The organism is Erwinia magellanica, assembly GCF_039023495.1.
Taxonomy (GTDB): domain Bacteria; phylum Pseudomonadota; class Gammaproteobacteria; order Enterobacterales; family Enterobacteriaceae; genus Erwinia.
The window spans coordinates 274,838-297,810 of the sequence record NZ_JBCHVC010000001.1; the positions used below are offsets into that span (position 1 = coordinate 274,838).

Annotated in this window: 23 protein-coding genes; 11 read left to right on the forward strand and 12 right to left on the reverse strand. The window is 55.8% G+C overall.

The annotated features are described in order from the left end of the window. The first annotated feature begins 61 nt into the window (after positions 1-61). A complete protein-coding gene (gene fabB / locus AAH450_RS01350; protein WP_342908569.1) occupies positions 62-1,282 on the forward strand; it encodes a beta-ketoacyl-ACP synthase I in 1,221 nt (406 codons plus the stop codon). Between the two features lie 79 nt (positions 1,283-1,361). Here the strand turns inward: fabB and AAH450_RS01355 are convergent, their stop codons facing one another. From AAH450_RS01355 to AAH450_RS01380, 6 genes are all read right to left on the reverse strand, one after another. Further along, entirely contained in the window at positions 1,362-2,057 is a 696-nt protein-coding gene (locus AAH450_RS01355) for an SIS domain-containing protein (protein ID WP_342908570.1), read from the reverse strand. Continuing rightward, positions 2,057-3,691 carry an FGGY-family carbohydrate kinase gene (locus AAH450_RS01360; RefSeq protein ID WP_342908571.1) on the reverse strand — a complete coding sequence of 545 codons (1,635 nt, stop codon included), beginning with the start codon at positions 3,689-3,691 and terminating at the stop codon, positions 2,057-2,059. The genes AAH450_RS01355 and AAH450_RS01360 overlap by 1 nt, the downstream gene beginning before the upstream one ends. After that, entirely contained in the window at positions 3,688-4,647 is a 960-nt protein-coding gene (locus tag AAH450_RS01365; protein WP_318790809.1) for an ABC transporter permease, read from the reverse strand. Before AAH450_RS01365 ends, AAH450_RS01360 begins: the two co-directional genes overlap by 4 nt. 1 nt (position 4,648) lies before the next feature. Next, positions 4,649-5,635, reverse strand: a complete 987-nt coding sequence (locus AAH450_RS01370; protein WP_342908572.1) for an ABC transporter permease — start codon at positions 5,633-5,635, stop codon at positions 4,649-4,651. Further along, a complete protein-coding gene (locus tag AAH450_RS01375) occupies positions 5,628-7,121 on the reverse strand; it encodes a sugar ABC transporter ATP-binding protein (RefSeq protein WP_342908573.1) in 1,494 nt (497 codons plus the stop codon). The genes AAH450_RS01370 and AAH450_RS01375 overlap by 8 nt, the downstream gene beginning before the upstream one ends. A 63-nt stretch (positions 7,122-7,184) precedes the next feature. Continuing rightward, complete coding sequence (locus tag AAH450_RS01380; protein WP_342908574.1) at positions 7,185-8,168, reverse strand: autoinducer 2 ABC transporter substrate-binding protein; 984 nt, start codon at positions 8,166-8,168, stop codon at positions 7,185-7,187. 621 nt (positions 8,169-8,789) lie between these two features. Here AAH450_RS01380 and AAH450_RS01385 point away from each other — a divergent pair. After that, positions 8,790-9,965: an MFS transporter gene (locus AAH450_RS01385; RefSeq protein WP_342908575.1), complete on the forward strand. Its 1,176-nt coding sequence runs from the start codon at positions 8,790-8,792 to the stop codon at positions 9,963-9,965. A 166-nt stretch (positions 9,966-10,131) separates the two neighbouring features. Here the strand turns inward: AAH450_RS01385 and AAH450_RS01390 are convergent, their stop codons facing one another. After that, positions 10,132-10,422, reverse strand: a complete 291-nt coding sequence (locus AAH450_RS01390; RefSeq protein ID WP_342908576.1) for a hypothetical protein — start codon at positions 10,420-10,422, stop codon at positions 10,132-10,134. Positions 10,423-10,545: 123 nt separating this feature from the next. On the opposite strand from AAH450_RS01390, the gene AAH450_RS01395 reads away from it, so the two are divergent. The 4 genes from AAH450_RS01395 (at position 10,546) to AAH450_RS01410 (ending at position 12,477) form a co-directional block, all read left to right on the forward strand. Beyond that, positions 10,546-10,938 carry a polymorphic toxin type 44 domain-containing protein gene (locus tag AAH450_RS01395; RefSeq protein WP_342908577.1) on the forward strand — a complete coding sequence of 131 codons (393 nt, stop codon included), beginning with the start codon at positions 10,546-10,548 and terminating at the stop codon, positions 10,936-10,938. Positions 10,939-11,035: 97 nt separating this feature from the next. Continuing rightward, positions 11,036-11,353 (forward strand): hypothetical protein, encoded by a 318-nt coding sequence (locus AAH450_RS01400; RefSeq protein ID WP_342908578.1) that lies wholly within the window; start codon positions 11,036-11,038, stop codon positions 11,351-11,353. A 17-nt stretch (positions 11,354-11,370) separates the two neighbouring features. Then, entirely contained in the window at positions 11,371-11,856 is a 486-nt protein-coding gene (locus AAH450_RS01405; RefSeq protein WP_342908579.1) for an Hcp family type VI secretion system effector, read from the forward strand. A gap of 234 nt (positions 11,857-12,090) precedes the next feature. Next, positions 12,091-12,477 carry a hypothetical protein gene (locus AAH450_RS01410; RefSeq protein WP_342908580.1) on the forward strand — a complete coding sequence of 129 codons (387 nt, stop codon included), beginning with the start codon at positions 12,091-12,093 and terminating at the stop codon, positions 12,475-12,477. A gap of 93 nt (positions 12,478-12,570) precedes the next feature. Here the strand turns inward: AAH450_RS01410 and flk are convergent, their stop codons facing one another. The 4 genes from flk to AAH450_RS01430 all read right to left on the reverse strand — a co-directional run bounded on the left by flk (position 12,571) and on the right by AAH450_RS01430 (position 16,717). Continuing rightward, positions 12,571-13,608, reverse strand: coding sequence for a flagella biosynthesis regulator Flk (flk, locus tag AAH450_RS01415; protein ID WP_342908581.1), 1,038 nt, complete (start codon positions 13,606-13,608; stop codon positions 12,571-12,573). Between the two features lie 167 nt (positions 13,609-13,775). Continuing rightward, positions 13,776-15,281: a tripartite tricarboxylate transporter permease gene (locus AAH450_RS01420; protein WP_318790820.1), complete on the reverse strand. Its 1,506-nt coding sequence runs from the start codon at positions 15,279-15,281 to the stop codon at positions 13,776-13,778. An 11-nt stretch (positions 15,282-15,292) separates the two neighbouring features. Then, positions 15,293-15,724 carry a tripartite tricarboxylate transporter TctB family protein gene (locus tag AAH450_RS01425; RefSeq protein ID WP_342908582.1) on the reverse strand — a complete coding sequence of 144 codons (432 nt, stop codon included), beginning with the start codon at positions 15,722-15,724 and terminating at the stop codon, positions 15,293-15,295. Between the two features lie 12 nt (positions 15,725-15,736). After that, a complete protein-coding gene (locus AAH450_RS01430; RefSeq protein WP_342908583.1) occupies positions 15,737-16,717 on the reverse strand; it encodes a Bug family tripartite tricarboxylate transporter substrate binding protein in 981 nt (326 codons plus the stop codon). Positions 16,718-16,838: 121 nt separating this feature from the next. On the opposite strand from AAH450_RS01430, the gene tctD reads away from it, so the two are divergent. Together tctD and AAH450_RS01440 are read left to right on the forward strand one after the other, a co-directional pair. After that, entirely contained in the window at positions 16,839-17,504 is a 666-nt protein-coding gene (gene tctD / locus AAH450_RS01435) for a transcriptional regulator TctD (protein WP_342908584.1), read from the forward strand. After that, a complete protein-coding gene (locus tag AAH450_RS01440) occupies positions 17,492-18,961 on the forward strand; it encodes a sensor histidine kinase (protein ID WP_342908585.1) in 1,470 nt (489 codons plus the stop codon). Before tctD ends, AAH450_RS01440 begins: the two co-directional genes overlap by 13 nt. Here the strand turns inward: AAH450_RS01440 and AAH450_RS01445 are convergent. Then, on the reverse strand, positions 18,870-19,778 hold the full coding sequence (locus AAH450_RS01445) for a DMT family transporter (protein WP_342908586.1): 909 nt from the start codon (positions 19,776-19,778) through the stop codon (positions 18,870-18,872). The genes AAH450_RS01440 and AAH450_RS01445 overlap by 92 nt on opposite strands. Before the next feature lie 146 nt (positions 19,779-19,924). Here AAH450_RS01445 and pdxB point away from each other — a divergent pair, with 146 nt between their 5' ends. From pdxB to truA, 3 genes are all read left to right on the forward strand, one after another. Then, positions 19,925-21,061: a 4-phosphoerythronate dehydrogenase PdxB gene (gene pdxB / locus AAH450_RS01450; RefSeq protein ID WP_342908587.1), complete on the forward strand. Its 1,137-nt coding sequence runs from the start codon at positions 19,925-19,927 to the stop codon at positions 21,059-21,061. A 77-nt stretch (positions 21,062-21,138) separates the two neighbouring features. Further along, a complete protein-coding gene (locus tag AAH450_RS01455) occupies positions 21,139-22,149 on the forward strand; it encodes an aspartate-semialdehyde dehydrogenase (RefSeq protein WP_342908588.1) in 1,011 nt (336 codons plus the stop codon). Next, complete coding sequence (gene truA, locus AAH450_RS01460) at positions 22,149-22,964, forward strand: tRNA pseudouridine(38-40) synthase TruA (RefSeq protein ID WP_342908589.1); 816 nt, start codon at positions 22,149-22,151, stop codon at positions 22,962-22,964. The genes AAH450_RS01455 and truA overlap by 1 nt, the downstream gene beginning before the upstream one ends. The last annotated feature ends 9 nt before the right edge of the window (positions 22,965-22,973 follow it).

Sequence of the window (22,973 nt, forward strand, 5' to 3'; positions counted from 1 at the left end):
CGTACAACTGTAAGCTAAAGTGCCTGTCGAATCCTAATATAAGTAGTGAATGAGGTATTGAATGAAACGTGCAGTGATTACTGGCTTGGGTATCGTTTCCAGCATTGGTAATAACCAAGAGGAAGTCCTGGCCTCTCTGCGTGAGGGACGCTCAGGCATCACTTTCGCTCAGGAGCTGAAAGATTCCGGCATGCGTAGTCACGTCTGGGGTAACGTCAAACTTTCTAAAGACGAAATTTCCAGCCTCATCGACCGCAAAGTGCTGCGTTTTATGAGTGATGCGTCCATTTATGCTTACATTTCTATGCTGGAAGCAGTAAAAGACTCCGGCCTGACCGACGAACAGTACCAGAACAACCCACGTGTGGGTCTGGTTGCCGGTTCCGGCGGCGGTTCGCCTTTCTACCAGGCGGCCAGCGTTGACGGTATGCGTGCCAAAGGGCTGCGCGGCGTGGGTCCTTACATGGTGACCAAAGCGATGGCGTCTGGCGTTTCCGCCTGTCTGGCCACGCCGTTTAAAATTCACGGTGTGAACTACTCCATCAGTTCAGCCTGCGCCACCTCTGCTCACTGCATCGGTAACGCGGTTGAACAGATCCAGCTCGGCAAACAGGATGTGGTGTTTGCTGGCGGCGGTGAAGAGCTGTGCTGGGAAATGTCCTGTGAGTTTGACGCCATGGGCGCGCTCTCTACCAAGTACAACGAAACCCCGGAAAAAGCGTCCCGCACTTACGATACTAACCGTGACGGTTTTGTTATCGCTGGCGGCGGCGGCATGGTAGTGGTTGAGGAACTGGAACACGCGCTGGCTCGCGGTGCACACATCTATGCAGAAGTCGTGGGCTACGGCGCAACTTCTGACGGTGCGGACATGGTTGCCCCTTCTGGCGAAGGCGCAATGCGCTGCATGCGTCTGGCTATGGCTGGCGTTGATACCCCAATCGATTACCTGAACACCCACGGCACCTCTACGCCAGTGGGCGATGTGAAGGAGCTGGGTGCAATCCGTGAAGTGTTCAGCGACACTATGCCAGCTATGTCTGCTACCAAAGCCATGACCGGTCACTCCCTGGGTGCGGCAGGCGTGCAGGAAGCTATCTACTCGCTGCTGATGCTGGAGCACGGCTTTATCGCGCCAAGCATCAATATTGATGAGCTGGATCCGGCGGCAGAGGGCCTGAACATCGTGACCAAACCTACCGAGCAGAAGCTGAAGACCGTAATGTCCAACAGTTTTGGCTTTGGCGGTACCAACGCCACGCTGGTGATGCGCAAGCTGTAATCGCTGCTCGCCACAACGTAAAAACGCCCGCTGAAACAGCGGGCGTTTTTGTTTACATCGCATAAACCGCTGCTATAACTCACTCACCCCGCAGCATTTTCCCCACGTTTCCTCCCGGATGAACAGCCAGCAGCTGCTCTTTACCAAAGCCGCTCTCACTCATCAGCCCCGCGATCATGCCGTCAAACAGCGCCAGCACCACCATAATGGAAGTGGTTGCCAGCATCTTCAGCGGGTCAATCTCCTCAACCCGTGGCGTCAGCAACAGCTGGTCTGCGCTTCTGGCCAGCGCAGAGTCGGGATTTTCGGTAACACAAACCAGCTTTGTCCCTTTGGCTTTAACCGTGGGAAGCAGCCGCGTCAGCTCGTCAGAGTTGCCGCCGCGTGAAAGCATAATCAGCAGATCCTCGGGGCGCAGAAAACCGCTGTCGCCATGTGCCGCATCTGCCGCACTGAGCCAGATTGCGGGTTGCTCGATGCAGGCCAGCATATGAGCAATTTTCCGCGCCGCGATCCCGGAAGTGCCCACGCCGGTTACCGCAATTTTGCCGCGGCATCCGGCGATAAGCGCCAGCACCGCCTGCCACTGCTGGCGATCTACCTGCGTGTCCAGCACCGCCAGCGTCTGGCTCCAGGTATGCCAGCCTTGCTGCGCCTGTTGCCAGGCCTGCTCCTCCTTTAGCACCGTGCTTCCGGCAGGCTCTGGAGTGACTTTATGTTCCTTTGCCTTCAGGCTTGCGGCATCGCCTGGAGCAACTTCGTGTTCCTTCTCCATCACGCCTCCTGCATCATCTGGCGATACTTCATATGGTCGTGATACATCTCACGGAAAACCTGGTATTTCTGGTCATAGAACCGTTTTATTTCATTGGTTTGCGGCGTGACGGTTTTGCCTATGCGGCTCATGGCATTCATCGCTTCGGGCAACGATTCATAGACGCCTGCGGCCACGGTGCCCATCATGGCGCTACCCAGAAGCATCGCTTCGCTCTCTTCCGGCAGCAGCATGGCGCAGCCGGTGGCATTGGCGTGTTCCTGCACAAAGACAGGGTTTTTTGTACCGCCGCCGCTGGCCATGATCGTGTCGATGCTGTAACCCGTCTGGTTCATGGTTTCAATAATGTGCCGGGCGCCCAGCGCAATGGCCTGAACGGTAGCCAGATAGTGCAACGCCATATCTTCCGGCGTGCGTGAGAGCTTAAGACCAGTCAGGATCCCGGTAAGGTTCGGATTAGCGCGGGGCGAACGGTTGCCGTGGAAGTAGGGCAGCATATGAATATCGCGGGTCAGAAAGGCGATCTTTTCCGGCTCCCCTGCCATTTTCCGCAGCAGATCGTTCAGCACTTCGTAAATGGTTTTGCCCTGGGCTTTGCCCTGATCGCGCAGCGTGGCGTAACAGGGGTGCGACTGGATCATATGGTCAATCAACGCACCGGTGGCTGACTGACCACCCTCATTTAGCCAGAGATCGGGCAAAATAGCGGAAAAGTAGGGACCCCAGACGCCCTTAATAAAGCGTGGCTCTTTGGAAATAGCCATATGGCCGGTGGAGGTGCCGCCGATTAACGCGATCCGGCGGTCAAAGTCCGCATGCTCACCAGATGCCCCGGCCGCGCCAAGCGTACCCAGACTGCCTGCATGAGCATCGATGATCGATACGCTGACCGCAGTGCCAGGCAATAATCCCATTTCGCTGGCAGCGCGCTGCGTCAGCCCGTGGCCCAGAGGTTCGCCCATCGTTTTTACTTCGCGCCCGATTTTAGCGGCGTCGTGCTCAAGCAAATCTTCCAGCCCAATCTGGCGGAAATAGCTCTCATCCCAGCGGTTTTCATGGCCCATATAGGTCCATTTGCACACCAGTGAGCAGAGCGAGCGGGTCTCATCCTGGGTTGCGCGCCAGGTAAGAAAGTCGGGCAGGTCAAACAGGTGGCCGATATTCTGCCAGCTGTTAGGCATATGCTGCTTCAGCCATAACAGCTTTGGCGTTTGCATCTCTGGAGAGATCACACCGCCGACGTAATCCAGCACCCGATGTTTCGTCGCGTTAATGCGTTCCGCCTGGGAAATGGCACGGTGATCCATCCAGACGATAATATTCTGTTCGCTGCGGCCGGAAGGGCTGACAGTCAGCGGTTTTCCCTCTTTATCCAGCACCACCAGCGAGCAGGTGGCATCAAAGCCGATGCCTTTAATCTGCACGGGATTGATGTTGCTCTGATTAACCGCATCGCGTACGGCCTGACATACCGCCTGCCAGATATTGTCGGAAGATTGCTCAACAAAATCTGCCTGCGGGCGAAACAGCGCGATTTCGCGGCTGGCCTGACCCATCATTCGTCCCTTAAGGTCGAAAATACCTGCCCTCGCGCTGCCGGTTCCTACATCCACACCCAGATAATAACTTGTCATTGTCGGCCTCTGCGATTCTGTAACGCGATAAACAGGATAAGCACACCGCCCCAAAGCGCCATCGTGAGATAGCTGCTCACCCCCAGCAAATTCAATCCACTTTCCAGCATTTGCAGCACAATAAGCGCCAGCACCATGCCAATGACCCGGCCAAACCCCCCTTCCGGGTTGATGCCGCCCAGCACCGAAGCCAGAATGGTCACCAGCAGCCAGGACTCGCCATAGCCCGCCTTGGCGGAGTTGAACATAGACATCATCAGCAGCGCTGCGCCCCAGCTCAGCAGAGCCGAGAAGATATAAACCGTGATCTGAACCCTGGCCGTGTTAACGCCGCTGAAGCGGGTAGCCTGCTCGTTCGACCCCAGCAGATAGATGCTGCGTCCCAGCGTGGTCTGTTCCAGCAAGACCCACAGCGCAAAAGCCACCAGCAGAAACAGCAGCAGGGCAAAGGGCACGCCAAACAGATCGCCATTGCCCAGAAACTGGATCAGCGGAGGGAAACCTGAAATCACCGCGCCGTTGGAAAGCAGGATGTTCAGTCCGGCGATCAGCGTCATGGTGCCAAGCGTGGCAAGAATGGGTGAGACGCCAATAACCGCAATCAGCAGGCCGTTCAGCGTACCGATCACCACAGCCAGCAGCGCACCGGCGATCAGCGCCAGCAGCAGGAACAGCGGCTGATCGGGATGCGCAACGATAATTGCCCCCATCAGCAGCGAGCAGGCGTTGGCGCTGGCAATAATCGACAGGTTAATCCCGCCGGTGAGCATGGTCAGCCCCATACCCAGCGCCAGCAGGCCCATCACGGGAAGCTGAGTCGCTATCGACTGAAAATTACCGGCGCTGAAGAAGCGGCCGCCAAGCGTGAGCGAGAACAGCGCCAGCACAATAACAATCATCAGCAGTTGCAGACGGATGATCCGGTCGCCGGGTAAGAGAGTACTTAAGGTGTTCATGCTATATCCCCTTCGCCAGTTTGCGTTTTTCATTCCAGGCTGTGGCGCTGACGCTGATCAGAATAATCAGCCCGCTAAACACCATATGCCAGTAGGAGGAGACCGCCAGCAGCGTCAACCCGTTTTGCAGGAAAGCGAGCAGCAGCACCCCCAGCAGCGTACCCACCAGCGACCCGCGGCCACCGGTCATACTGGTGCCGCCCAGTACCACGGCTGCCAGCACCGTAAGTTCATACCCGACCAGCGAGTTGGGTGCCACCGACTGTGTGGTCTGCGCCTGCACCACCGCCGCAACGCCCGCCAGCAGGCCCATATAGCCGTAAACATAGAAGTGCAGCGTCAGCAGGTTCATTCCCAGCCGCGAAGCGGATTCCCGGCTGCCGCCCATGGCATAAATCTGTCTGCCGAGACGGGTGTAACGCATCAGGACACCGGTCAGCACAAATACCGCCAGCAGGCAGAGCAGGGGAAGCGTCAGGCCATATTCATAGCCGTCGGCGGCGGTGAAGGAGAGCCAGTTAATGCCGTTCATAAACCAGTCGGGAAAACCATAAAGCCAGGTGCCGTTGGTGAACCAGACCAGCAGTCCATAGAACAGGTTTAGCGTGGCTATAGTGATAATGATCGCCGGTACGCGCAGAAAGTAGACCAGCGCGCCGTTGATCAGGCCAAGGATTAATCCGCAGGCCATGGCAATAGCGAAGACCAGCAGGAAATTGCCGCCATGAGCCAGCATCGTGCTGGCCATCACATACTGGGCGATAGCGGTCATCGCCGGAAAAGAGATATCAATGCCGCCGGCAATCAGCACCACAAACAGACCGCAGGCCAGAATGCCCAAAATGGCATAGCTGGTAGCGACATCTGTGAGATTGCCAAGGGTCAGAAACTCGCTGGTACGCAGGCTCAGCCCGGCCGCAAGCAGCAGGATTAACATCCCCAGCCAGAATTCGTGATGGGTAATAAGATGACGCAATTTGTTATTCATTCACCACTCCGGCAATCTCTTCCTGCTGACACTGGTGCGGGGCAAAGCTGGCCACCAGCTCTCCTTTGCGCATCACCAGCACGCGATGGCTGTTGTAATACGCCTCGGGAATTTCATCGCAGATCATCAACACCGCCATGCCAGATTCGGCGAGATCGCGGGCAATCCGATAGATCCCCTCTTTGTTTGCAATGTCGACCCCGACGGTGGGGGAGTCCAGGATCAGGACTTTAGGCTGAGCGGGAACCCATTTGGCAATGGCGACGCGCTGGGCGTTGCCACCGGAAAGCGTTTGTACCGGGAGCTGGCTGTCTGACACCTTGATATTAAGGTCGTGGATCAGCGTGGCTACCTGATGGCGGGCTTTACGTCTGTCCAGCAAGCCTGTACGGCTACGAATACGGTTAAATACCGGCACCAGCAAATTGTCAAAAATGGACTGCTGCATCACCAGCCCCTGGGTCTGCCGATCCTCAGAGACATAGGCAATTCCGTGACGAATGGCGTCACGATTGCTCTTCAGGCGCACCTCTTTGCCCTCAATGCTGATGCCGCCGCTGTCCGGCTGAGTCATGCCAAACAGCGAGAGACACAGCTCGGTACGCCCCGCTCCCAGCAGACCAACGATAGAGGTGATTTCACCCCGCCTCAGGCTGAGGTTCACTGAGTGATACTCCCCTTTACGAGAGAGGTTACGTACCTCTAACAGCGGAGTTTCACTTTTGTCCGCGCGCGCCGGGAGATGGCTGAAGGTAAAACGCTGTCCGGTCATCAGGAACGCCAGCTCATCGCTGTTCAGCTCGCTGGCCGGGAAGGTGCCTACCAGCTTGCCGTCGCGCATCACGCTTATCCGGTCTGCAACCTCCATCACTTCATCCAGCTTGTGGCTGACAAAGACCACGCAGATCCCCGCAGCCTTCAGCTCATTAACGACCCGCAGCAATCCGTTCACTTCATGGCGCGTCAGCGAGGCGGTGGGTTCATCCATAATCACAAGGCTGGCATCCGCCGCCAGCGCCCGACAGATGGCAACCAGCTGACGATCGGCAATGGAGAGCTTTTCCACTTTTCTGTCGGGATCGAGCGTTACGCCGATGCGCTGGAGCGTGTCGAGCGCCAGCTTGCGCATGGCGCTGCGTTTTACCCAGAAACCTCCGCCGGGCAGATAGCGGTGTATGGCGATATTCTCTGCGACGGTGAGATTCGGAAACAGCGACAGATCCTGATAAATCACCTGTACGCCGTAAAAAGCAGAGAGCGAAGGGGAGAGATGGCTGAACAGCTTGCCATCAATGCCAAGGTGCGAGCCTTTGTCAGGCTGATAAACGCCGGAAATCACTTTGATGAGCGTGCTTTTCCCGCAGCCATTCTGCCCGGCAAGGCAGTGGACTTCCCCTTTTTTCAGGGTCAGGCTGACGTTATCCAGCGCCCTGACACCGGGAAAGGATTTACTGATGTTTTCAAGAGAGAGAAACGTTTGCGACATAGAATAACTACCCCTGGAAGCGGCCTGAATGCCGGTCAGCCATCGACCGGCAGGATCCAGCTACTAAAAGCCGAGCGTTTTGGCGTTATCTTTGGTGACTTCCAGAATGCGGTTAAAGCGGATCACATGCGTTTTCATATCCACATCCGCCTTGCCCAGCCCATCGATAGTCAGATCGCTGTTGACCTGTTTACCCTGAAGCAGCTGGTCGGCCAGGCTGACCAGTGCAAAACCGGCATCTTTTGGATCCCAGAGCAGCGCTTTTTTGATGTCACCAGAGGCCAGATAAGGCGCAGCCTGAGCAGGCATTGCGATGCCTACAACGGCAATTTTGTTTTTGGCGCGTTTACTTTTAACTGCCTGACCGGCGCCAATCGGGCCGAGTGAACCAAAACCGATAATGCCTTTCAGGTCAGGATAGGTACGCATCAGATCCAGCGTGGTAGCGTAAGATTTATCAATACTTTCAGCTACCGGCAGACGCGAGGTCACTTCCTTCATCCCCGGGTACTTCTCTTTCTGATATTTGATAGCCGCATCGGCCCAGGCGTTGTGCAGCGGTACGGTCAGCGAGCCGACATAAATGGCGTAACCCCCTTTACCGCCCATGGCGCTGGCCAGCTCATCCATGTTCTTTTCGGCGTACTTCTGGCTGTCGATGGTTTCGACATCCCACTGGCCAATCTGCTGGTCTGGGGACTCATGCGACAGCACTACGATGCCCTGCTCGCGAGCTTTCTTCAGCACCGGCTCAAGCACTTTGGCATCGTTGGGCACCACGATAATGGCGTCGACTTTTTTAGCGATCAGATCTTCAATCACTTTGACCTGCTGAGCCGGATCGGGGGTGGAGCCGCCAACCTGGTAGGCATTAACGTCAAGCTTGGTGGCTGCTTCTTTTACCCCGACTTCCATTCGGGTAAACCACGGGATACCTGTTACTTTCGCCACCACGGCGATATCATATTTTTCTGCTGAATAAGAGGGTGTTGTGAACAGCATGCAGGCAGAAACCAAACCTGCACATAATGCGACGTTGAATTTCATAGCAATACCTTTCTGTAGGGGCGGAGTATGCGTTTTATTGCCCGCAGGTTGCAGGCTTATAGTGAACCAAGGCGATTTTCACTACGCAAGCACGATAGCAAGCGCTTCTGCCAGAGCAGGCAGCTTTCCGGCAGAAGTGTGACGGGTGACTTTTTATGTTATAAAATTTGAACTATATGGTTAATAAAAGGTTAAATATGTCAATCATGTAGGATGTTTACTTCATATTTATGTTTTTATTTTGTTAAAATATAAGTAACTTAAGGTGTTTTTATAACATTTACTCAAATTATTACCGTAGTAGCTGTCAGAAAACTTCACTAAAGCCGTTCTGTGAGGAATTCGTTGTTAATACTGCGACATCGATCCCAGATGAGGTAAGAAACAGGCAGCCTGAAGCGGATTTTATGGTTGCTTTACCCCGTAATCGGGTTACAACGCGTTTTCTGTGACGATTGACGGCGGAGAGCCTTTACTTCACAATTTTCCGCAAAGTTTTTCCCTTCAGCGGCGTCACGATGTTGCGTAAGCGTTTGATGTTATTCAACGTGCTTCTGACAGTGCTACAGCAATAGCAGGTGTGCGGGCGAAGCGCGCCATGACGTAATAACAAGGATATCCATGCCGACCACCCTCACTGACCGTTCGACCCGTCCCGGAACCTCGCTGGCCAGCATCTCTTTTGCTGTTTTCCTTACCTATCTGACCGCGGGGCTTGCCCTGCCGGTGATCCCGCTCTTTGTACATCAGGAGTTAGGGCTGAATAACGTCATGGTGGGCATTGCCGTTGGTATCCAGTTCTTCGCGACGCTATTGACCCGAGGCTATGCCGGCAGGCTGGCTGACCAGCGCGGTGCCAAACGTTCGGTGATGCAGGGCATGTTCGCCTGTACCCTGGTGGGGCTGGCCTATGTGCTGGCTGCCCTCCTTCCGCTGCCGGTGATGGGTAAATTTGCGCTGTTGGTGGTGGGAAGGCTGCTGCTCGGTTTTGGCGAAAGCCAGCTGCTGACCGGAAACCTCACCTGGGGCTTGGGGCTGGTGGGGCCAAAGCGCTCCGGCAAGGTGATGTCCTGGAACGGCATGGCGATTTATGGTGCGCTGGCGGCGGGTGCGCCGCTTGGCCTGATGTTGCACAGTCAGGGAGGATTTATGCTGATGGGCATTGCCACCATGATCCTGCCAGCGATCGCTTTGCTGTTTAATGTCTGGGTCAAACCGGTGCCCACCCACGGCGGCGAACGCCCGTCATTATGGTCGGTGGTGGGGCAGATCCTCTCCCCCGGATTCGGTCTGGCATTACAGGGGGTGGGCTTCGCCGTCATTGGCACCTTTACTACGCTCTATTTTGCCAGCCAGCAGTGGGGCAATGCGGGTTTTGCCTTAACGGCGTTTGGCATCGCTTTTGTCGTGGTGCGAATTCTGTTTGGCTGGATGCCGGACCGTTTGGGTGGCATCAGAGTTGCCCTGATTTCGCTGAGCATTGAAGCGGCAGGGCTGCTGGTGCTGGGCTTTTCTGCCACGGCCTGGATGGCGCTGGCCGGGGCTGCGCTGACCGGTGCCGGTTGTTCACTGGTTTTCCCCGCGCTGGGGGTGGAAGTGGTAAAACGTGTCGCTCCACAGGTGCGCGGCACGGCGCTGGGAGGATTCTCCGCCTTTCAGGATATTGCTTACGGTGCCAGCGGCCCGTTAACCGGTATTCTTGCCACATCGTCAGGGTATGGTTCGGTCTATCTGGCTGGCGCCGCCTGCGCAGTCGCGGGGATTGTGGTGATTTTAAACTTCGCCCGCCATCAGTAATCAAGTTGAGTCAGCTCTCTGCCCGCGTCAGGGCAGAGAAGCCCGGCATCTCACTTTTATGGCGCGGCGGAACGGCGTAGAGTGACGAAAGCCTGGGGAGCTTTAATCCCGCTCTGATACCAGCCTGGCTGACTAGCCCTGCGTTACGTTGCACTTTGCCTGTAGGCTAATCCCCATACGGCGGCAGGTACACGTTACTCTCAATCGCGGCATTGGTATTTGCGTGACAAGACGGCTGACTGCTTTTTTTTGTCAGCGCGGCGCTGAACTCACTCTTTATCACTTTGACAACCGCTTCAAGAAACTGAGCTTTGTTTTCTGATTCAAACAGCGGCTGTTTCAGTTCTTTGATCTGTTGTTCAGGAGTGAGAGGCATTTTTGGCATGCAAACGCTATATTTTCTTTCAGGAAAACGAGAGAGCCAGTTGGAATATACAGGGTCAAATCCACCACGCATTGTCTCACCACTAACAAGCAATAGATTTGCTATGTCTTAAATCAAAACTTTCGCGGAAAAATCTTTTTCTTGTCTCATTGCACAAGTGTACGATTGTTAATCACTTAGAAATAAGGGGTTAACATGGCAGTTATACCTTTTCTACCTCTGCAGGGAATCGCACTAGTTTTAGATCACATGCGCATAGCTCGCGCTCATGGTATGTCTCGCGATATGGCAACGCCTTTAACTTATATATGGTTTTACTATCAAGTTAGAAACCGTGGGCCGTGGGATTACAAACAGCATCACCCAGAGCTTGAGAACTTCGGTAACTTTCACTACGGGGCTACTGGCTTCGCTGCAGGAATACCTGCAGAGATTTTATTAATGGGCGCTGGTTTTGCACAAGAAAGAGCTAAAACAAACAGGAAAGGGTGGGGGCATTGGTACCAAAAGCCGCCGTATGGTGATGACCCGCACGATCAATATTGGATTAGACAAGGTATCCACTATGCAAAGAAGATCGGTTATTAGAACTCTGCACTGTGTGCTTACAGTAGTCTTATTGCTGCTTGTTGGCAGTTACGCAGCCTGGCACTATTTTTTCAATGCACCTCCCCATGATGTATTTGTGAGCAAGCAAAAGTTGTCAGACAGCGTCTGGTTATACGTCACGAAATATGATGAGGGAAACGCTACAGTTTCGGACATTTACCGCTTCTACCTTGATAAAGATGAAGGAAATAGTGACGTAATAGAGGCTCTGAAAAAGCGTTCCCCGTTCCTTGAGACAAATACTAACTCAGTTATAGCTACAGCCTACGGGAATACAATAAACGTGAAAGTAAGTGGGAAGATTTATAACTTCACTAACTCAGATTTGTTCTACGCAGACGGGATAGCCGTAATACCCGTTATCAACATAATCGCTAACGGCATGAGAGACTGACAACAAGGAGCTTTAAAATGGCTGTACCAGTTCACCTGTTTTTGAAAGACGATGGCGGGGCAATGATTCGCGGCGGTTCCGATGTTCATGATCGTGAGGGAAGTATAGAGCTTCGGGATTTGATTCATAATCTCAGCATTCCCACCGATGGTGCTACAGGTAAATTAACGGGAACGCGCCAGCATTCTGCATTTAGTCTCACTAAAGCTATTGATTCCTCTTCACCCTATCTTTACAAAGCTGTTGCCACTGGACAGACGCTGCAAAGCGCTGAATTTAAGTTCTACCATATCAACGACGCAGGGCAAGAAGCGGAATACTTCAACATTTTAATGGAAGGTGTGAAAGTGATTTCAATCACGCCAGTGATGCATGATACAAAGGATTGTCCCGGTACTGGTCACATGGAAAATGTACAGCTGCGCTATGCTAAAATTACCTGGCTTTATAAGGATGGCAACATCCAGTATACGGACGCCTGGAACGAACGCCCAACAGCGTGACCCGTCCAGCAACAGGTTAACGCTTTCCAGTCTTATAGCACCCGATAAACTTCAGCGGGCATTTCGTATACATGGCGAGCGCGTGGGTAAGGCCGCAGGGTTCGCTTCAGAAGGTTGTATCATTATGTCCCAAACCACGAGGCGGTGCATTTTGCGTGAAGGCTGAATTCTTGAGGTGGTACGATGTAGCGCCTCGCCCTGCTGTTATTGCTCCCCTGTATGGTCGCCACCTCAATGGCGGACAAAATAGAGTGGCCGGATGCCCTGAAAGGCATCGCCGCTGGTGAGCTGGTATGGCTGAATAAAATCCCCGACCTTGCCGCTGCCGCCGATGTTCAGCAGGCTGTCAACCTGGAAGAGGCGTTGGCTTCCGCTCTGATGGCAAACACGCCCAGAGCGCTGATTGGGCTCAGCGTCATTGATGCCGGTAAATGGCCGCATGTGATCGGGACTGATATTGTCTGCGGCGTACCGGTTGAAAAGCCCCCTGAAATTCTGGAGGATTTTTATCGCCGCACACGTCTGGCGCTGCTAAGTAACCATAAGGGCGCATCCTGTCTCTGGTTTCTTGAAGCGACTTATGAAGAATGGAAAGCAGAAAAACTTCGCGAGGTTAAATGATTCTGGCTGCGTGACCAGCATCCGGTCACGCAGGGAAGGCGGCAGGAGAGTGGCCTGCGGAGTCAACGTTAAACAAGTGTGGTTGTCAGAGACTCAAAAGAAAATCCATAGCAGAAACAGGATCAGCACCAGTACCGCAAATGCGGTAAAGGCCGGACGGTTCACCAGCGGCTGTAGAACCGGCGGCACATAGCCAAACAGCGGCGCAACAATCGGCTGCGGCTGGATATCGATGTCGGCCACCTGCTGTTCGCGCAGGCGTTCGGCACGGCGGGCAAACAGCAGGTTCATCAGGTCCTGGGCCTGGGCGGGAGTAAGGATAGCCTGCGGCGGCTGCTGAAAACGTTGCAGGCTGGCATCCTCCAGCATGCGCTGCTCGGCATGGTCCGGCGGCACTTTCAGCGAGGAGAGCAGCATCGGCAGCGTTGGGGCGGCATGCTGGCTCAGCGTCTGGCTGACCTGGAGATACTGTGTCAGCAGCGGGTACAGGCGCGAAGGAATAGGATCGCCGCTATGCAGGTTAACCACTTTCATAACCGAAGCCCACAGCTTCACTGGCTGTTCGCCCGTGGCAGCAGCCAGGCGGGCGATTTGCTGATTCAGCGTATGATGTTCAGCAGGCAGCAGCGTGCGGTCGCTGATACGGTTTTGCTGCGGCTGCGGGATCGCCATCTGACCATTCTGCAACATGGTTAATACCTGACGCAGCTGGTCAGGATTGAGCGAGCTGAGCACCGTATGGCCAAACTGTTGACGGATAAAATCGCTCACCGCCTGGCGGTTGTTTCCCTGCGGCAACAGATCCGTCAGCTGCTGGAAAAGCTGGCGGTTAGCGTGGGTATTCTGCACCTGAGAGAGGCGGGTATTGAGAAACTGTTCCGCCGCAGGGAAATGGCGCGCCAGCAGGCCCGCATCGTTTTTCACCCCCACTTCATGACGCAAGCCAGCCCACAGCTCAGGCGACTTCAGCGAACTCAGCGCCATAATTTTGACAATCAGTCTTTCCAGCGTGGTGCGCTGGACCGGCGTCAGCGGCTGATCTCCAGGGCCGGGGCGGGTAGTGCCTGCTTTGGCATCGACCGCTGTACGATCGCCAGGGATCGGCGCACCGGGGCCGCTAAGAGGTTGCATGAAAAAATCCTTAACTCAAAGGTCAACATCCGGGGCAGGCCGGAGAAAGGGTGATTGACTATGATAACAATCCCGCCCGGTGATAGGTAGTAGCGTGGGCCTGGCTGGGGGAAATATTTTCCTTTAACGGATAAAGAAAAGGCCGGGTTGCCCCGGCCGCTTTTTATTTACTCAGTCACAGCCTGTAAACGCCTGCGCCGCCAGCGTTTCCAGATAAAGGGAACCACCAGCACCGCCACGGCCAGCACCAGCAATACTTTACAGATCAGGCTTTCCCACAGGATAGGAAGATTACCGTTGCTGATTGACAGGGCGCGGCGCAGGTTCTGCTCCAGCATTTCGCCCAGCACAAAGCCCAGGATCAGCGGCGACATCGGGAAATCCATCTTACGCAGGATATAGCCGAATATACCCAGTCCCACCATCAGCAGCAGGTCAAAGGTATTGCTGTGCACGGCATAGACTCCGACCGTAGAGATAGCCGCAATAGCCGGGACCAGGAACCAGAGCGGGATTGTCAGCATCCGTGCAAAGATATTGATCATCGGAATGTTCATGATCAGCAGCATCACGTTACCAATCAGCAGAGCAGCAATCAGCCCCCAGACAATATCGGGCTGCTCGGTAAACATCGCAGGCCCCGGCGTGATGTTATACAGCGTCAGGGCGCCAACCATCACCGCCGTGGTGCCGGAACCGGGAATACCCAGCGTCAGCATCGGGATAAACGACCCACAGGCCGAGGCGTTATTCGCGGCTTCCGGTGCCGCCACGCCGCGAATGTCACCTTTACCAAAGGTTTCGCCACCGCGAATTTTCTTCTCGGTCATATAGGCAATAGCACTGGCGATGGTCGCCCCTGCACCTGGCAACACACCAACAAAAAAGCCGACAAATGATGAACGCAGGGTTGCGCCCGTACAGTCAGCCGCCTCTTTCAGATTGAACATCATGCGGCCGCTGGCCCGCACCACTTTCTGTCCGCCGCTGGTTGACTCCAGCATCAGCAGAATTTCGCTGACTGAGAACAAGCCAATGACCACCACAACAAACTGGATACCGTCAGAGAGATGCACGCTTTCGAAGGTGAAGCGATAAACGCCCGTGTTGGCATCGACGCCGACCGTCGCCATGCCCAGGCCGATTAACGCGGCCAGGAAAGATTTCAGCGGGTTCTGGCTCATCATGCTGCCCAGACAGGCAATAGCGAACACCATCAGCGCAAAGTACTCCGCCGGGCCAAAGGCCAGCGACCAGTTTGCCAGGATGGGAGCAAACAGAATAATGCCCAGAATGGCGATGGTTGACCCAACAAAGGAGCTGACGGCGGAAATGGAAAGCGCAACGCCTGCGCGCCCCTGTTTCGCCATGGGGTAGCCATCCAGCGCGGTCATAATAGCGCCAGCATCCCCCGGCACGTTCAGCAGAATAGAGGAGATGCGTCCGCCATATTCGCAGCCAATATAGACCGTAGCCAGCAGGATCAGCGCTGATTCCGCAGGCAGGTGCAGCGCAAACGCCAGTGGCATCAGGATGGCTACGCCGTTAATCGGGCCAAGCCCCGGCAGCAGACCCACAATGGTACCGATAAAGCAGCCAACTAAGGCAATCAGCAGGTTGGTTGGCGTCATCGCGACCGCAAACCCCTGCATAAGAAAAGACCAGGTTTCCATGCGGTTCTCCGTTAGCTCAGCCAGCTGCCGAGCGGTAAAGTCACTTCCAGCAGGCGGTCAAACGCGTAAAACAGCGCCGCGCCCATTATCACGCCAGAGATCGCCGCCGCCCACCAGCGTGCGCCAAACAGCATGCCGATACTAAAGGTGAGGAACGCGGTCATGACCGGGAAGCCAAGACGCTCAAAAAACAAGCCGTACAGCACCATGATCGCCATCAATGCCAGCAGCCTCAGCAACGTCCCGCGTTTTGGCCAGTGAATAGTGTCGGGCTTTCGCAGCAGCATGCAGATTGCACAGAGAGCCATCAGCCCGAGGATAATCATCGGAAAGGGTCGGGGGCCTACAGGCTCGTAGCTGTATTCGCTGTGCAGCCCCCAGGCGATATAAAGTCCGCCCAGACAGAGCAGCAGCCAGATGCCGGCAAAGATACGATCGCTCATTGGGCGCTCCTGTTATTTCGCCAGGCCAAAGGATTTGGCTTTTTCGCGGTAGTCGTTGACCTGTTTCTTCACATAGCTATCCAGCTCCTGACCGAACATATTGAATTCAAACAGGCCGCGCATATCACGCTGTTTTTTGAACTCATCCGTGGCGACCATTTTTTTGAACGCGTCAGACCACCAGTTATATTCCGCATCGGTGACTTTCGGCCCCAGATAGAAGCCACGGATCACCGGCCATTCAATGTCAAAGCCCTGCTCTTTAGCTGTAGGAACATCTGCAAGCTGCCCCGGCAGTCGGTTCGGTGCCATTACCGCCAGCACGCGTAACTTGCCCGCTTTCAGGTGTGGAACCATCTCACTCATGTCGCCGGAAACCACCTGAATATGGTTGCCCAGCAGCGCGGTAACGGGTTCACCGCCGCCTTCAAACGCCACATAGCGCATTTTACGGGGATCGATTCCCACCTCGCGGGCGAGCAGGGCGGTTTTCATCCAGTCCTGGCTGCCAATGGATGCGCCGGCGCCCACCACCACTTTGTTCGGGTCGGCTTTCATTGCGGCCATCAGCTCTTTCAGATCTTTATAAGGCGAGTCTGCCCGCACCGCGACCATGCCGTAATCGGTGCCCACGGCGGCCAGCCATTTCACGTCATCGACGGTATAACGACCAAATTTTCCCTGAGAAAGATTGAGTAACGAGCCGCCGGAAAAGGCCACTACGGTTCCGGCCTCTGCCGGGCGCTGGGCAACGATGGCATTGTAAGCCACAGCGCCCACGCCGCCGGGCATATAGGTTACGCGCATTGGCGACTCAATCTGTTTGGTTTCCTGTAGCGAAACCTGAAGCAGCTTACAGGTCAGATCAAAGCCGCCGCCAGGTTTTGCCGGGGCAATACATTCGGTACGATCCGGGGCTTCAGCGGCAAAGCTGGCCTGCGAAGCCAGGGTCAGCAAAGCAGCGGCAAGCGCAGTGCGGGTCATTTTTTTCATTAATTGCTCCGTTCTTTTCTTCCAGAGTGTGAGCTTTCCCGAACTTCCGGGGTTATAGAATTGTTAAAACATTAACCTTTCATTTACCTTTCAATGGGCAGGAAAACTGACAGGATGTGATATGCGTCTCTTACTGGTAGAAGATACGGCCGGACTGGCTTGCTGGCTGCAAAAGGCGTTAACCCAGGCAGGGTTTGCCGTTGACTGGCTGGCCGATGGGTTGGCTGCGGATCAGGTATTACAAACGGAACAGTACTCGCTGGTGGTGCTGGATATCTCGCTGCCCAGGCTGGATGGTCTGTCGTTGCTGGGGCGAATGCGAAAAAGAGGGCAGAACGTGCCGGTGCTGCTGCTGACGGCAAGAACCGGAGTGGCAGACCGCGTACGCGGGTTGAATCAGGGAGCAGATGACTATCTGAGCAAGCCTTTCGAGCTGGAAGAGCTGGAGGCGCGCATCCGGGCATTGCTGCGGCGCAGCCAGGGCCAGAGCCAGGAAGCGCAGGCCTTTGGCGAGCTGATTTTTCATGATGAAGGCTACTTTGAACTTCAGCACAAGCCGCTGGCGTTGACCCCGCGAGAATCCAGCGTGCTTACCACACTGATGCAAAGGCGCGGACGTCCGGTGTCGCGCCAGCAGCTCTATGAGCAAACTTTTACCCTGGCGGATGAGGCCAGTCAGGAAAGCATTGAACTCTATGTGCACCGCGTCAGAAAGAAACTCTCCGGCAGTAATGTCTCAATCGTAACGCTGCGTGGATTGGGCTACAGCCTCGAATGTCAGCCATAAAGCCGGTTTCCCTGCGTCGGCAGCTGCTGTTATGGCTGGGGCTGCCGCTGATCCTGCTGTGGGGGCTTTCTGTTTATACCCACTATGCAAGCGCACTACAGGCCGCTACCCAGGCTTACGATCGTTCGCTGCTGGCTTCAGCCCGCACCGTGGCGGAACGGCTGCGCGTAAAGAACAATCATCTGGAAGTGGATGTCCCCTGGGTGGTGCTGGACAGCTTCGAACGGAACATGAACGATCAGCTGTTTTACCAGGTTATCTCGCCGGAAGGCAAAACGCTTTCCGGTTATGACGATATCCCCCCGCTGCCTGCGGATGTGCCGCGTTCAGTGAATTATCCCGCGCTGGTACACTTCTATGATGCGACTTACCGTCAGCAGCCTATCCGGGTAGCCGCGCTCTGGCAGCCGGTGAGCGAGGAGAACCTTCAAGGCATGGCGCTGATTCTGGTAGCAGAAACGCTGACTTCCCGCGAAGAGTTTGCGGGAAAATTGCTGAAGACGGCGCTGCTCAGCCAGGGGGCGCTGGTCCTGATGACGCTGCTACTGGCCGCCGTGATGCTGAAAAAAGTGCTGCGACCGTTGCGCCGCTTGTCTGGCCTGATGGCGCGCCGGGACCCTGGCGATCTCACCCCTTTACCGGCGGTATTGCCGTGGGCTGAAATGCAGCCGCTGATACTCTCCGTGAATCGCTATATAGAGCGGCTGCGTCAAATGATGGCGCGCCAGCAACGATTTAGCGCCGACGCCTCGCATCAGTTGCGAACCCCGCTTACCATCCTGAAAACACAGGTGGCGGTAGCGCTGAAAAGCGACCACCCCGAAAGCTGGAAAGAGAGTTTACAAGCCATGCGCGTCACGCTGGATGAAACCATCTCGCTCACCAACCGCCTGTTACAGCTTTCGCGTCTGCGGGCACACCAGACTACAGAGATGCCGTTGCAGGCGGTGGATCTGGCCGCGCTGGCCAAAGAGGCCTGTTTCTCTCATTTCGCCCAGGCCAGAGCAAAACAGATCGATTTAGGCTATGAGGGGGAAGAGGCGTTTCTGGTGCGCGGCGATGCGCTGCTGATTGGTGAGCTTTGCGCCAATCTTATTGATAATGCCATTAAGTACACGCCGGCCAAAGGTACCATAACCGTCAGCGTGCGCGACGGCATACTGACGGTTGAAGACAGCGGGAAGGGGATAGCTGCCGCGCAGCGCCAGCAGGCGATGCAGCCCTTTCATCGCTTAACGGAGAGCGATGCCGTGGGCGGTGCCGGGCTTGGGTTGGCGCTGGTGAAAGATATTGCCGACTGGCATGGCACTCAGGCCGAACTGCACAGCAGTCCGGCGCTGGGAGGGCTACTGGTTCGGCTGGCGTTTACGCAGTGGGATCGGAATCCGCCGTCGCTGCCCGCTTCAGCCGCAGAGGAGTTCGCAGCCGTTGCGCCAGAAAAACGCCCAGCAGAGTAATGCCGCCGCCGATAAAATGATAGCTGTGCAGCGTCTCATGCAGGAACAGCACGGCGATAATTGCCGTGAAGATCGGGGCCAGATTCATAAAAATGGTCGCGGTATTGGCTCCCATCCGCATCACGCCCTGGATCCAGAGGAAAGGGGCGATAATTGACGCCGGGATCCCGGCAAACAGCACCAGCGGAATATTGTGCAGGTTAAGCGAAACGTCCTGGGCCAGCAAAAAGTTGGGGAGCAGCAGCAGTACGCCGAACACAATCTGCATATAGAGGCTTTGCCAGTTAGGCAGGGCAATCGCCCAGCGTTTGGTCAGGACGCCGTACAGGGCGTAAGAAGTGGAGGCGGCAAACATCATCACTTCCCCCTTACCTAAGCCTTGCGAAAGCAGTTGCTGGGGGTTGCCCTGACTCACCAGCCACACCAGCCCGCTAAACGACAGCAGGCTGCCCAGCAGGATCCCCAGCGTTGGTGCCAGCCGCAGCAGCAGCAGACTGATCAGCACGGTTAATAACGGAATCAGCGCGTTCAGGATCCCCATAAACAGCGCGGTTACGCTGTGCGCTGCGTAATAGGCCAGACTCTGATAGAGCACCATACCTAACAGCCCCAGGATCAGCAGCTTCCACCACACCGCTCTGATTTGCTGACGATTGCGCCAGACAGCAGGCAGCACGAAAGGCGTCAGGGTCAGTAAAGCTAACACCCAGCGATAGAATGAAATGGCCGCCGGATCGATCGCTCCAGCCGACACTTTGCTGACAATGGCATTCACCGACCAGATCAGCACTGCCAGCAGGGGAAACAGAAAATTCATAGTAAGATCCGCCAGGTAAGAAAAGGGGGGCAGTGTACGCTCTCCTCTCCGCAAGGGTAAACTCTTAATCAGCGCACCTGAGGGTTATCCGTTTCGCAGGTTTATGGCAGAATATCGGCCCACTCCTCTCCAGGCAGGAACCGATTGTGAAAATCCTTGTTGATGAAAATATGCCGTACGCCCTTGAGCTTTTCAGCCGCACGGGCAACGTGCTGGCTGTGCCGGGTAGGCCGGTCCCGCAGGCGGAACTGGATGATGCGGATGCTTTAATGGTGCGTTCGGTCACGAAAGTGAATGCGGAACTGCTGAGCGGCAAACCGGTGAAGTTTGTCGGCACGGCCACTGCCGGAACCGATCACATTGACGAGGCCTGGTTACAGGAGCAGGGTATCGCCTTCTCTGCCGCGCCGGGCTGCAATGCCATTGCGGTGGTGGAATATGTCTTCTCTGCGCTGCTGCTGCTGGCAGAGCGTGACGGTTTTCAGCTGAAAGATCGCACGGTGGGTATTGTCGGCGTGGGTAACGTTGGTGGCCGTTTGCAGGCGCGCCTTGAAGCGCTGGGCATCAGAACGCTGCTGTGCGATCCGCCGCGTGCCGATCGCGGTGATGAGGGCGAGTTTCTGCCGCTCTCAACGCTGGTGGCAGAGGCCGATATTCTGACCTTCCACACGCCGCTGTTTAAGCAGGGCGAATACAAAACGCTGCATCTTGCTGATGAGGCGTTGCTGATGGCCCTGCAACCAGGGACAATCTTAATCAACGCCTGCCGTGGGCCGGTAGTGGATAATGCCGCGCTGCTGAAGGTGCTGCAACAGCGAGACGACCTCAGCGTGGTACTTGATGTCTGGGAGCCAGAGCCGGAGCTTTCGCTGCCGTTGCTGGAGAAAGTAGATATCGCCACTGCTCACATCGCCGGATACACGCTGGAAGGCAAAGCGCGCGGCACTACTCAGGTATTTGAAGCCTGGACCGCCTTCCTCGGCGAGCCTCAGCAGGTGCCGCTGGAGACCTTATTGCCCGCGCCCGAATTTGGTCGCATCACCCTTCACGGTGAGCTGGACCAGCCAACGCTGAAAAGAGTGGTGCATCTGGTGTATGATGTGCGCCGCGATGACGCGCCGCTGCGCGCGGTGGCGGCTGTTCCCGGCGAATTTGATCGCCTGCGCAAGAATTACCTTGAACGTCGCGAGTGGTCCTCTTTGCAGGTCGCTTGTGATTCTGAGCAGGCTGCTACCCTGCTGGCGAAACTCGGCTTTAATGCCGTTTTTGAGCCAGCTTCCTGAAGGCCCTGCCTTATCTGACTCTGCGGGCGGCGTAACTACCGCCTTCTCTTTTGTCTTATTTTCTGGAGTAAACCAACATGTCTGACGGCTGGAACATTGCGCTACTGGGCGCGACAGGCGCAGTAGGGGGAGCTGTACTGGAACTGCTGGCTGAACGCCAGTTCCCGGTTGGTGAGTTATATCTGCTGGCGAGCGAGCGCAGCGCGGGTGAAACCCTGCGCTATGAAGGGAAATCGATTTTAGTCACTGATGCCAGCAATTTTGACTGGTCTCAGGTGCAGCTGGCCTTTTTCACCGCAGGCCGTGAAGCCTCCGCGCGTTATGCGGATGAGGCGGCCAACTCGGGCTGTCTGGTGATCGACAGCAGCGACCTGTTTGCCATGGAGCCGGACGTGCCGCTGGTGGTGCCGGATGTCAATCCGCAGGTGCTGGGTGATTACCGTAACCGCAACATTATCAGCGTGGCTGACAGTGTCACCAGCCAGCTGCTGTGTGCCATCAAGCCGCTGGTGGACCAGGCGGGTTTAAGCCGTCTCCAGGTCACCAGCCTGATTGCCGCTTCTGCCCACGGCAAAGCCGCAGTGGATTCGCTGGCCGGTGAGAGCGCTCGTCTGCTGAATGGTCTGCCTGCGGAAGAGGGCTTCTTCAACCGTCAGCTGGCCTTCAACATGCTGCCCTTGCTGAACGATGCCGAAGGCAGTGTGCTACAGGAGCGTCGTCTGGTGGATCAGGTGCGTAAGGTGCTCCAGGACGAAGGGTTACCGATCACAGTTTCGACCGTGCAGGCCCCGGTTTTCTACGGCAACGCGCAGATTGTGCATATTGAAAACCTGCGTCCCATCTCCTCTGACGAAGCGCGTGAAGTGTTGCTCCAGGCAGAAGATATTGCTCTCTCTGATGAAGATAACTACCCGACGCAGGTTGGCGACGCTTCCGGCAGCAACCATCTGAGCCTGGGTTGCGTGCGTAACGACTACGGTATTCCGGAGATGCTGCAATTCTGGTCCGTAGCGGACAACGTGCGCTTTGGCGGCGCGCTGATGGCGGTGAAAACCGCTGAGAAGCTGGTTCAGGAGTACATGTACTGATGTCAGAAGCAGGCTTGCCTGAGCAGAAGCACAAGCTGGCGCTCGGCATTGAATATGATGGCAGCCGCTACTATGGCTGGCAGCGGCAGCAGGAAGTGCGCAGCGTGCAGGAAAAGCTGGAAAAAGCCCTTTCCAAAGTCGCTAACCATCCGGTTACCGTATTTTGCGCGGGCAGAACGGATGCTGGCGTTCATGGCACCGGTCAGGTTGTGCATTTCGAAACCACCTCGGTGCGCAAAGAGGCTGCCTGGACGCTGGGGGTGAACGCGAATCTGCCGGATGATATCGCTGTACGCTGGGCGAGGCCGGTTCCAGATGATTTTCATGCCCGCTTCAGCGCCACCGCCAGGCGCTATCGCTACGTCATCTATAATCGTCGCCTGCGCCCGGCGATCCTGCATGGTGGCGTGACCCATTTTTACCATCCGCTGGATGTGGAAAAAATGCAGCGGGCAGGGCAGTGCCTGCTGGGCGAAAACGACTTCACTTCGTTTCGTGCGGTGCAGTGCCAGTCCCGGACACCCTGGCGCTATATGATGCACCTGAACGTCAGCCGTTTTGGTGACTGGGTGGTTGTGGATATTAAAGCTAACGCGTTTGTGCACCATATGGTGCGTAATATTGTCGGCAGTCTGATGGAAATCGGCTGCGGTAATCAACCTGAGAGCTGGATGGCAGAGCTGCTGGCGGCGAAAGATCGCACGCTGGCTGCGGCCACTGCCCGAGCTGAAGGGTTATACCTGGTGGCAGTCGATTACCCGGAACAGTATGAACTACCTCGTCCGCCGATGGGACCGCTGTTCCTCGAGGATTAAATAATGCCT

Bases quoted from the DNA above. Each gene is read 5' to 3' on its own strand.
- fabB (WP_342908569.1), top strand. From the start codon at position 62: ATGAAACGTGCAGTGATTACTGGCTTGGGTATCGTTTCCAGCATTGGT.
- AAH450_RS01355 (WP_342908570.1), bottom strand. From the start codon at position 2,057: ATGGAGAAGGAACACGAAGTTGCTCCAGGCGATGCCGCAAGCCTGAAG.
- AAH450_RS01360 (WP_342908571.1), bottom strand. From the start codon at position 3,691: ATGACAAGTTATTATCTGGGTGTGGATGTAGGAACCGGCAGCGCGAGG.
- AAH450_RS01365 (WP_318790809.1), bottom strand. From the start codon at position 4,647: ATGAACACCTTAAGTACTCTCTTACCCGGCGACCGGATCATCCGTCTG.
- AAH450_RS01370 (WP_342908572.1), bottom strand. From the start codon at position 5,635: ATGAATAACAAATTGCGTCATCTTATTACCCATCACGAATTCTGGCTG.
- AAH450_RS01375 (WP_342908573.1), bottom strand. From the start codon at position 7,121: ATGTCGCAAACGTTTCTCTCTCTTGAAAACATCAGTAAATCCTTTCCC.
- AAH450_RS01380 (WP_342908574.1), bottom strand. From the start codon at position 8,168: ATGAAATTCAACGTCGCATTATGTGCAGGTTTGGTTTCTGCCTGCATG.
- AAH450_RS01385 (WP_342908575.1), top strand. From the start codon at position 8,790: ATGCCGACCACCCTCACTGACCGTTCGACCCGTCCCGGAACCTCGCTG.
- AAH450_RS01390 (WP_342908576.1), bottom strand. From the start codon at position 10,422: ATGCGTGGTGGATTTGACCCTGTATATTCCAACTGGCTCTCTCGTTTT.
- AAH450_RS01395 (WP_342908577.1), top strand. From the start codon at position 10,546: ATGGCAGTTATACCTTTTCTACCTCTGCAGGGAATCGCACTAGTTTTA.
- AAH450_RS01405 (WP_342908579.1), top strand. From the start codon at position 11,371: ATGGCTGTACCAGTTCACCTGTTTTTGAAAGACGATGGCGGGGCAATG.
- AAH450_RS01410 (WP_342908580.1), top strand. From the start codon at position 12,091: ATGGCGGACAAAATAGAGTGGCCGGATGCCCTGAAAGGCATCGCCGCT.
- flk (WP_342908581.1), bottom strand. From the start codon at position 13,608: ATGCAACCTCTTAGCGGCCCCGGTGCGCCGATCCCTGGCGATCGTACA.
- AAH450_RS01420 (WP_318790820.1), bottom strand. From the start codon at position 15,281: ATGGAAACCTGGTCTTTTCTTATGCAGGGGTTTGCGGTCGCGATGACG.
- AAH450_RS01425 (WP_342908582.1), bottom strand. From the start codon at position 15,724: ATGAGCGATCGTATCTTTGCCGGCATCTGGCTGCTGCTCTGTCTGGGC.
- AAH450_RS01430 (WP_342908583.1), bottom strand. From the start codon at position 16,717: ATGAAAAAAATGACCCGCACTGCGCTTGCCGCTGCTTTGCTGACCCTG.
- tctD (WP_342908584.1), top strand. From the start codon at position 16,839: ATGCGTCTCTTACTGGTAGAAGATACGGCCGGACTGGCTTGCTGGCTG.
- AAH450_RS01440 (WP_342908585.1), top strand. From the start codon at position 17,492: ATGTCAGCCATAAAGCCGGTTTCCCTGCGTCGGCAGCTGCTGTTATGG.
- AAH450_RS01445 (WP_342908586.1), bottom strand. From the start codon at position 19,778: ATGAATTTTCTGTTTCCCCTGCTGGCAGTGCTGATCTGGTCGGTGAAT.
- AAH450_RS01455 (WP_342908588.1), top strand. From the start codon at position 21,139: ATGTCTGACGGCTGGAACATTGCGCTACTGGGCGCGACAGGCGCAGTA.
- truA (WP_342908589.1), top strand. From the start codon at position 22,149: ATGTCAGAAGCAGGCTTGCCTGAGCAGAAGCACAAGCTGGCGCTCGGC.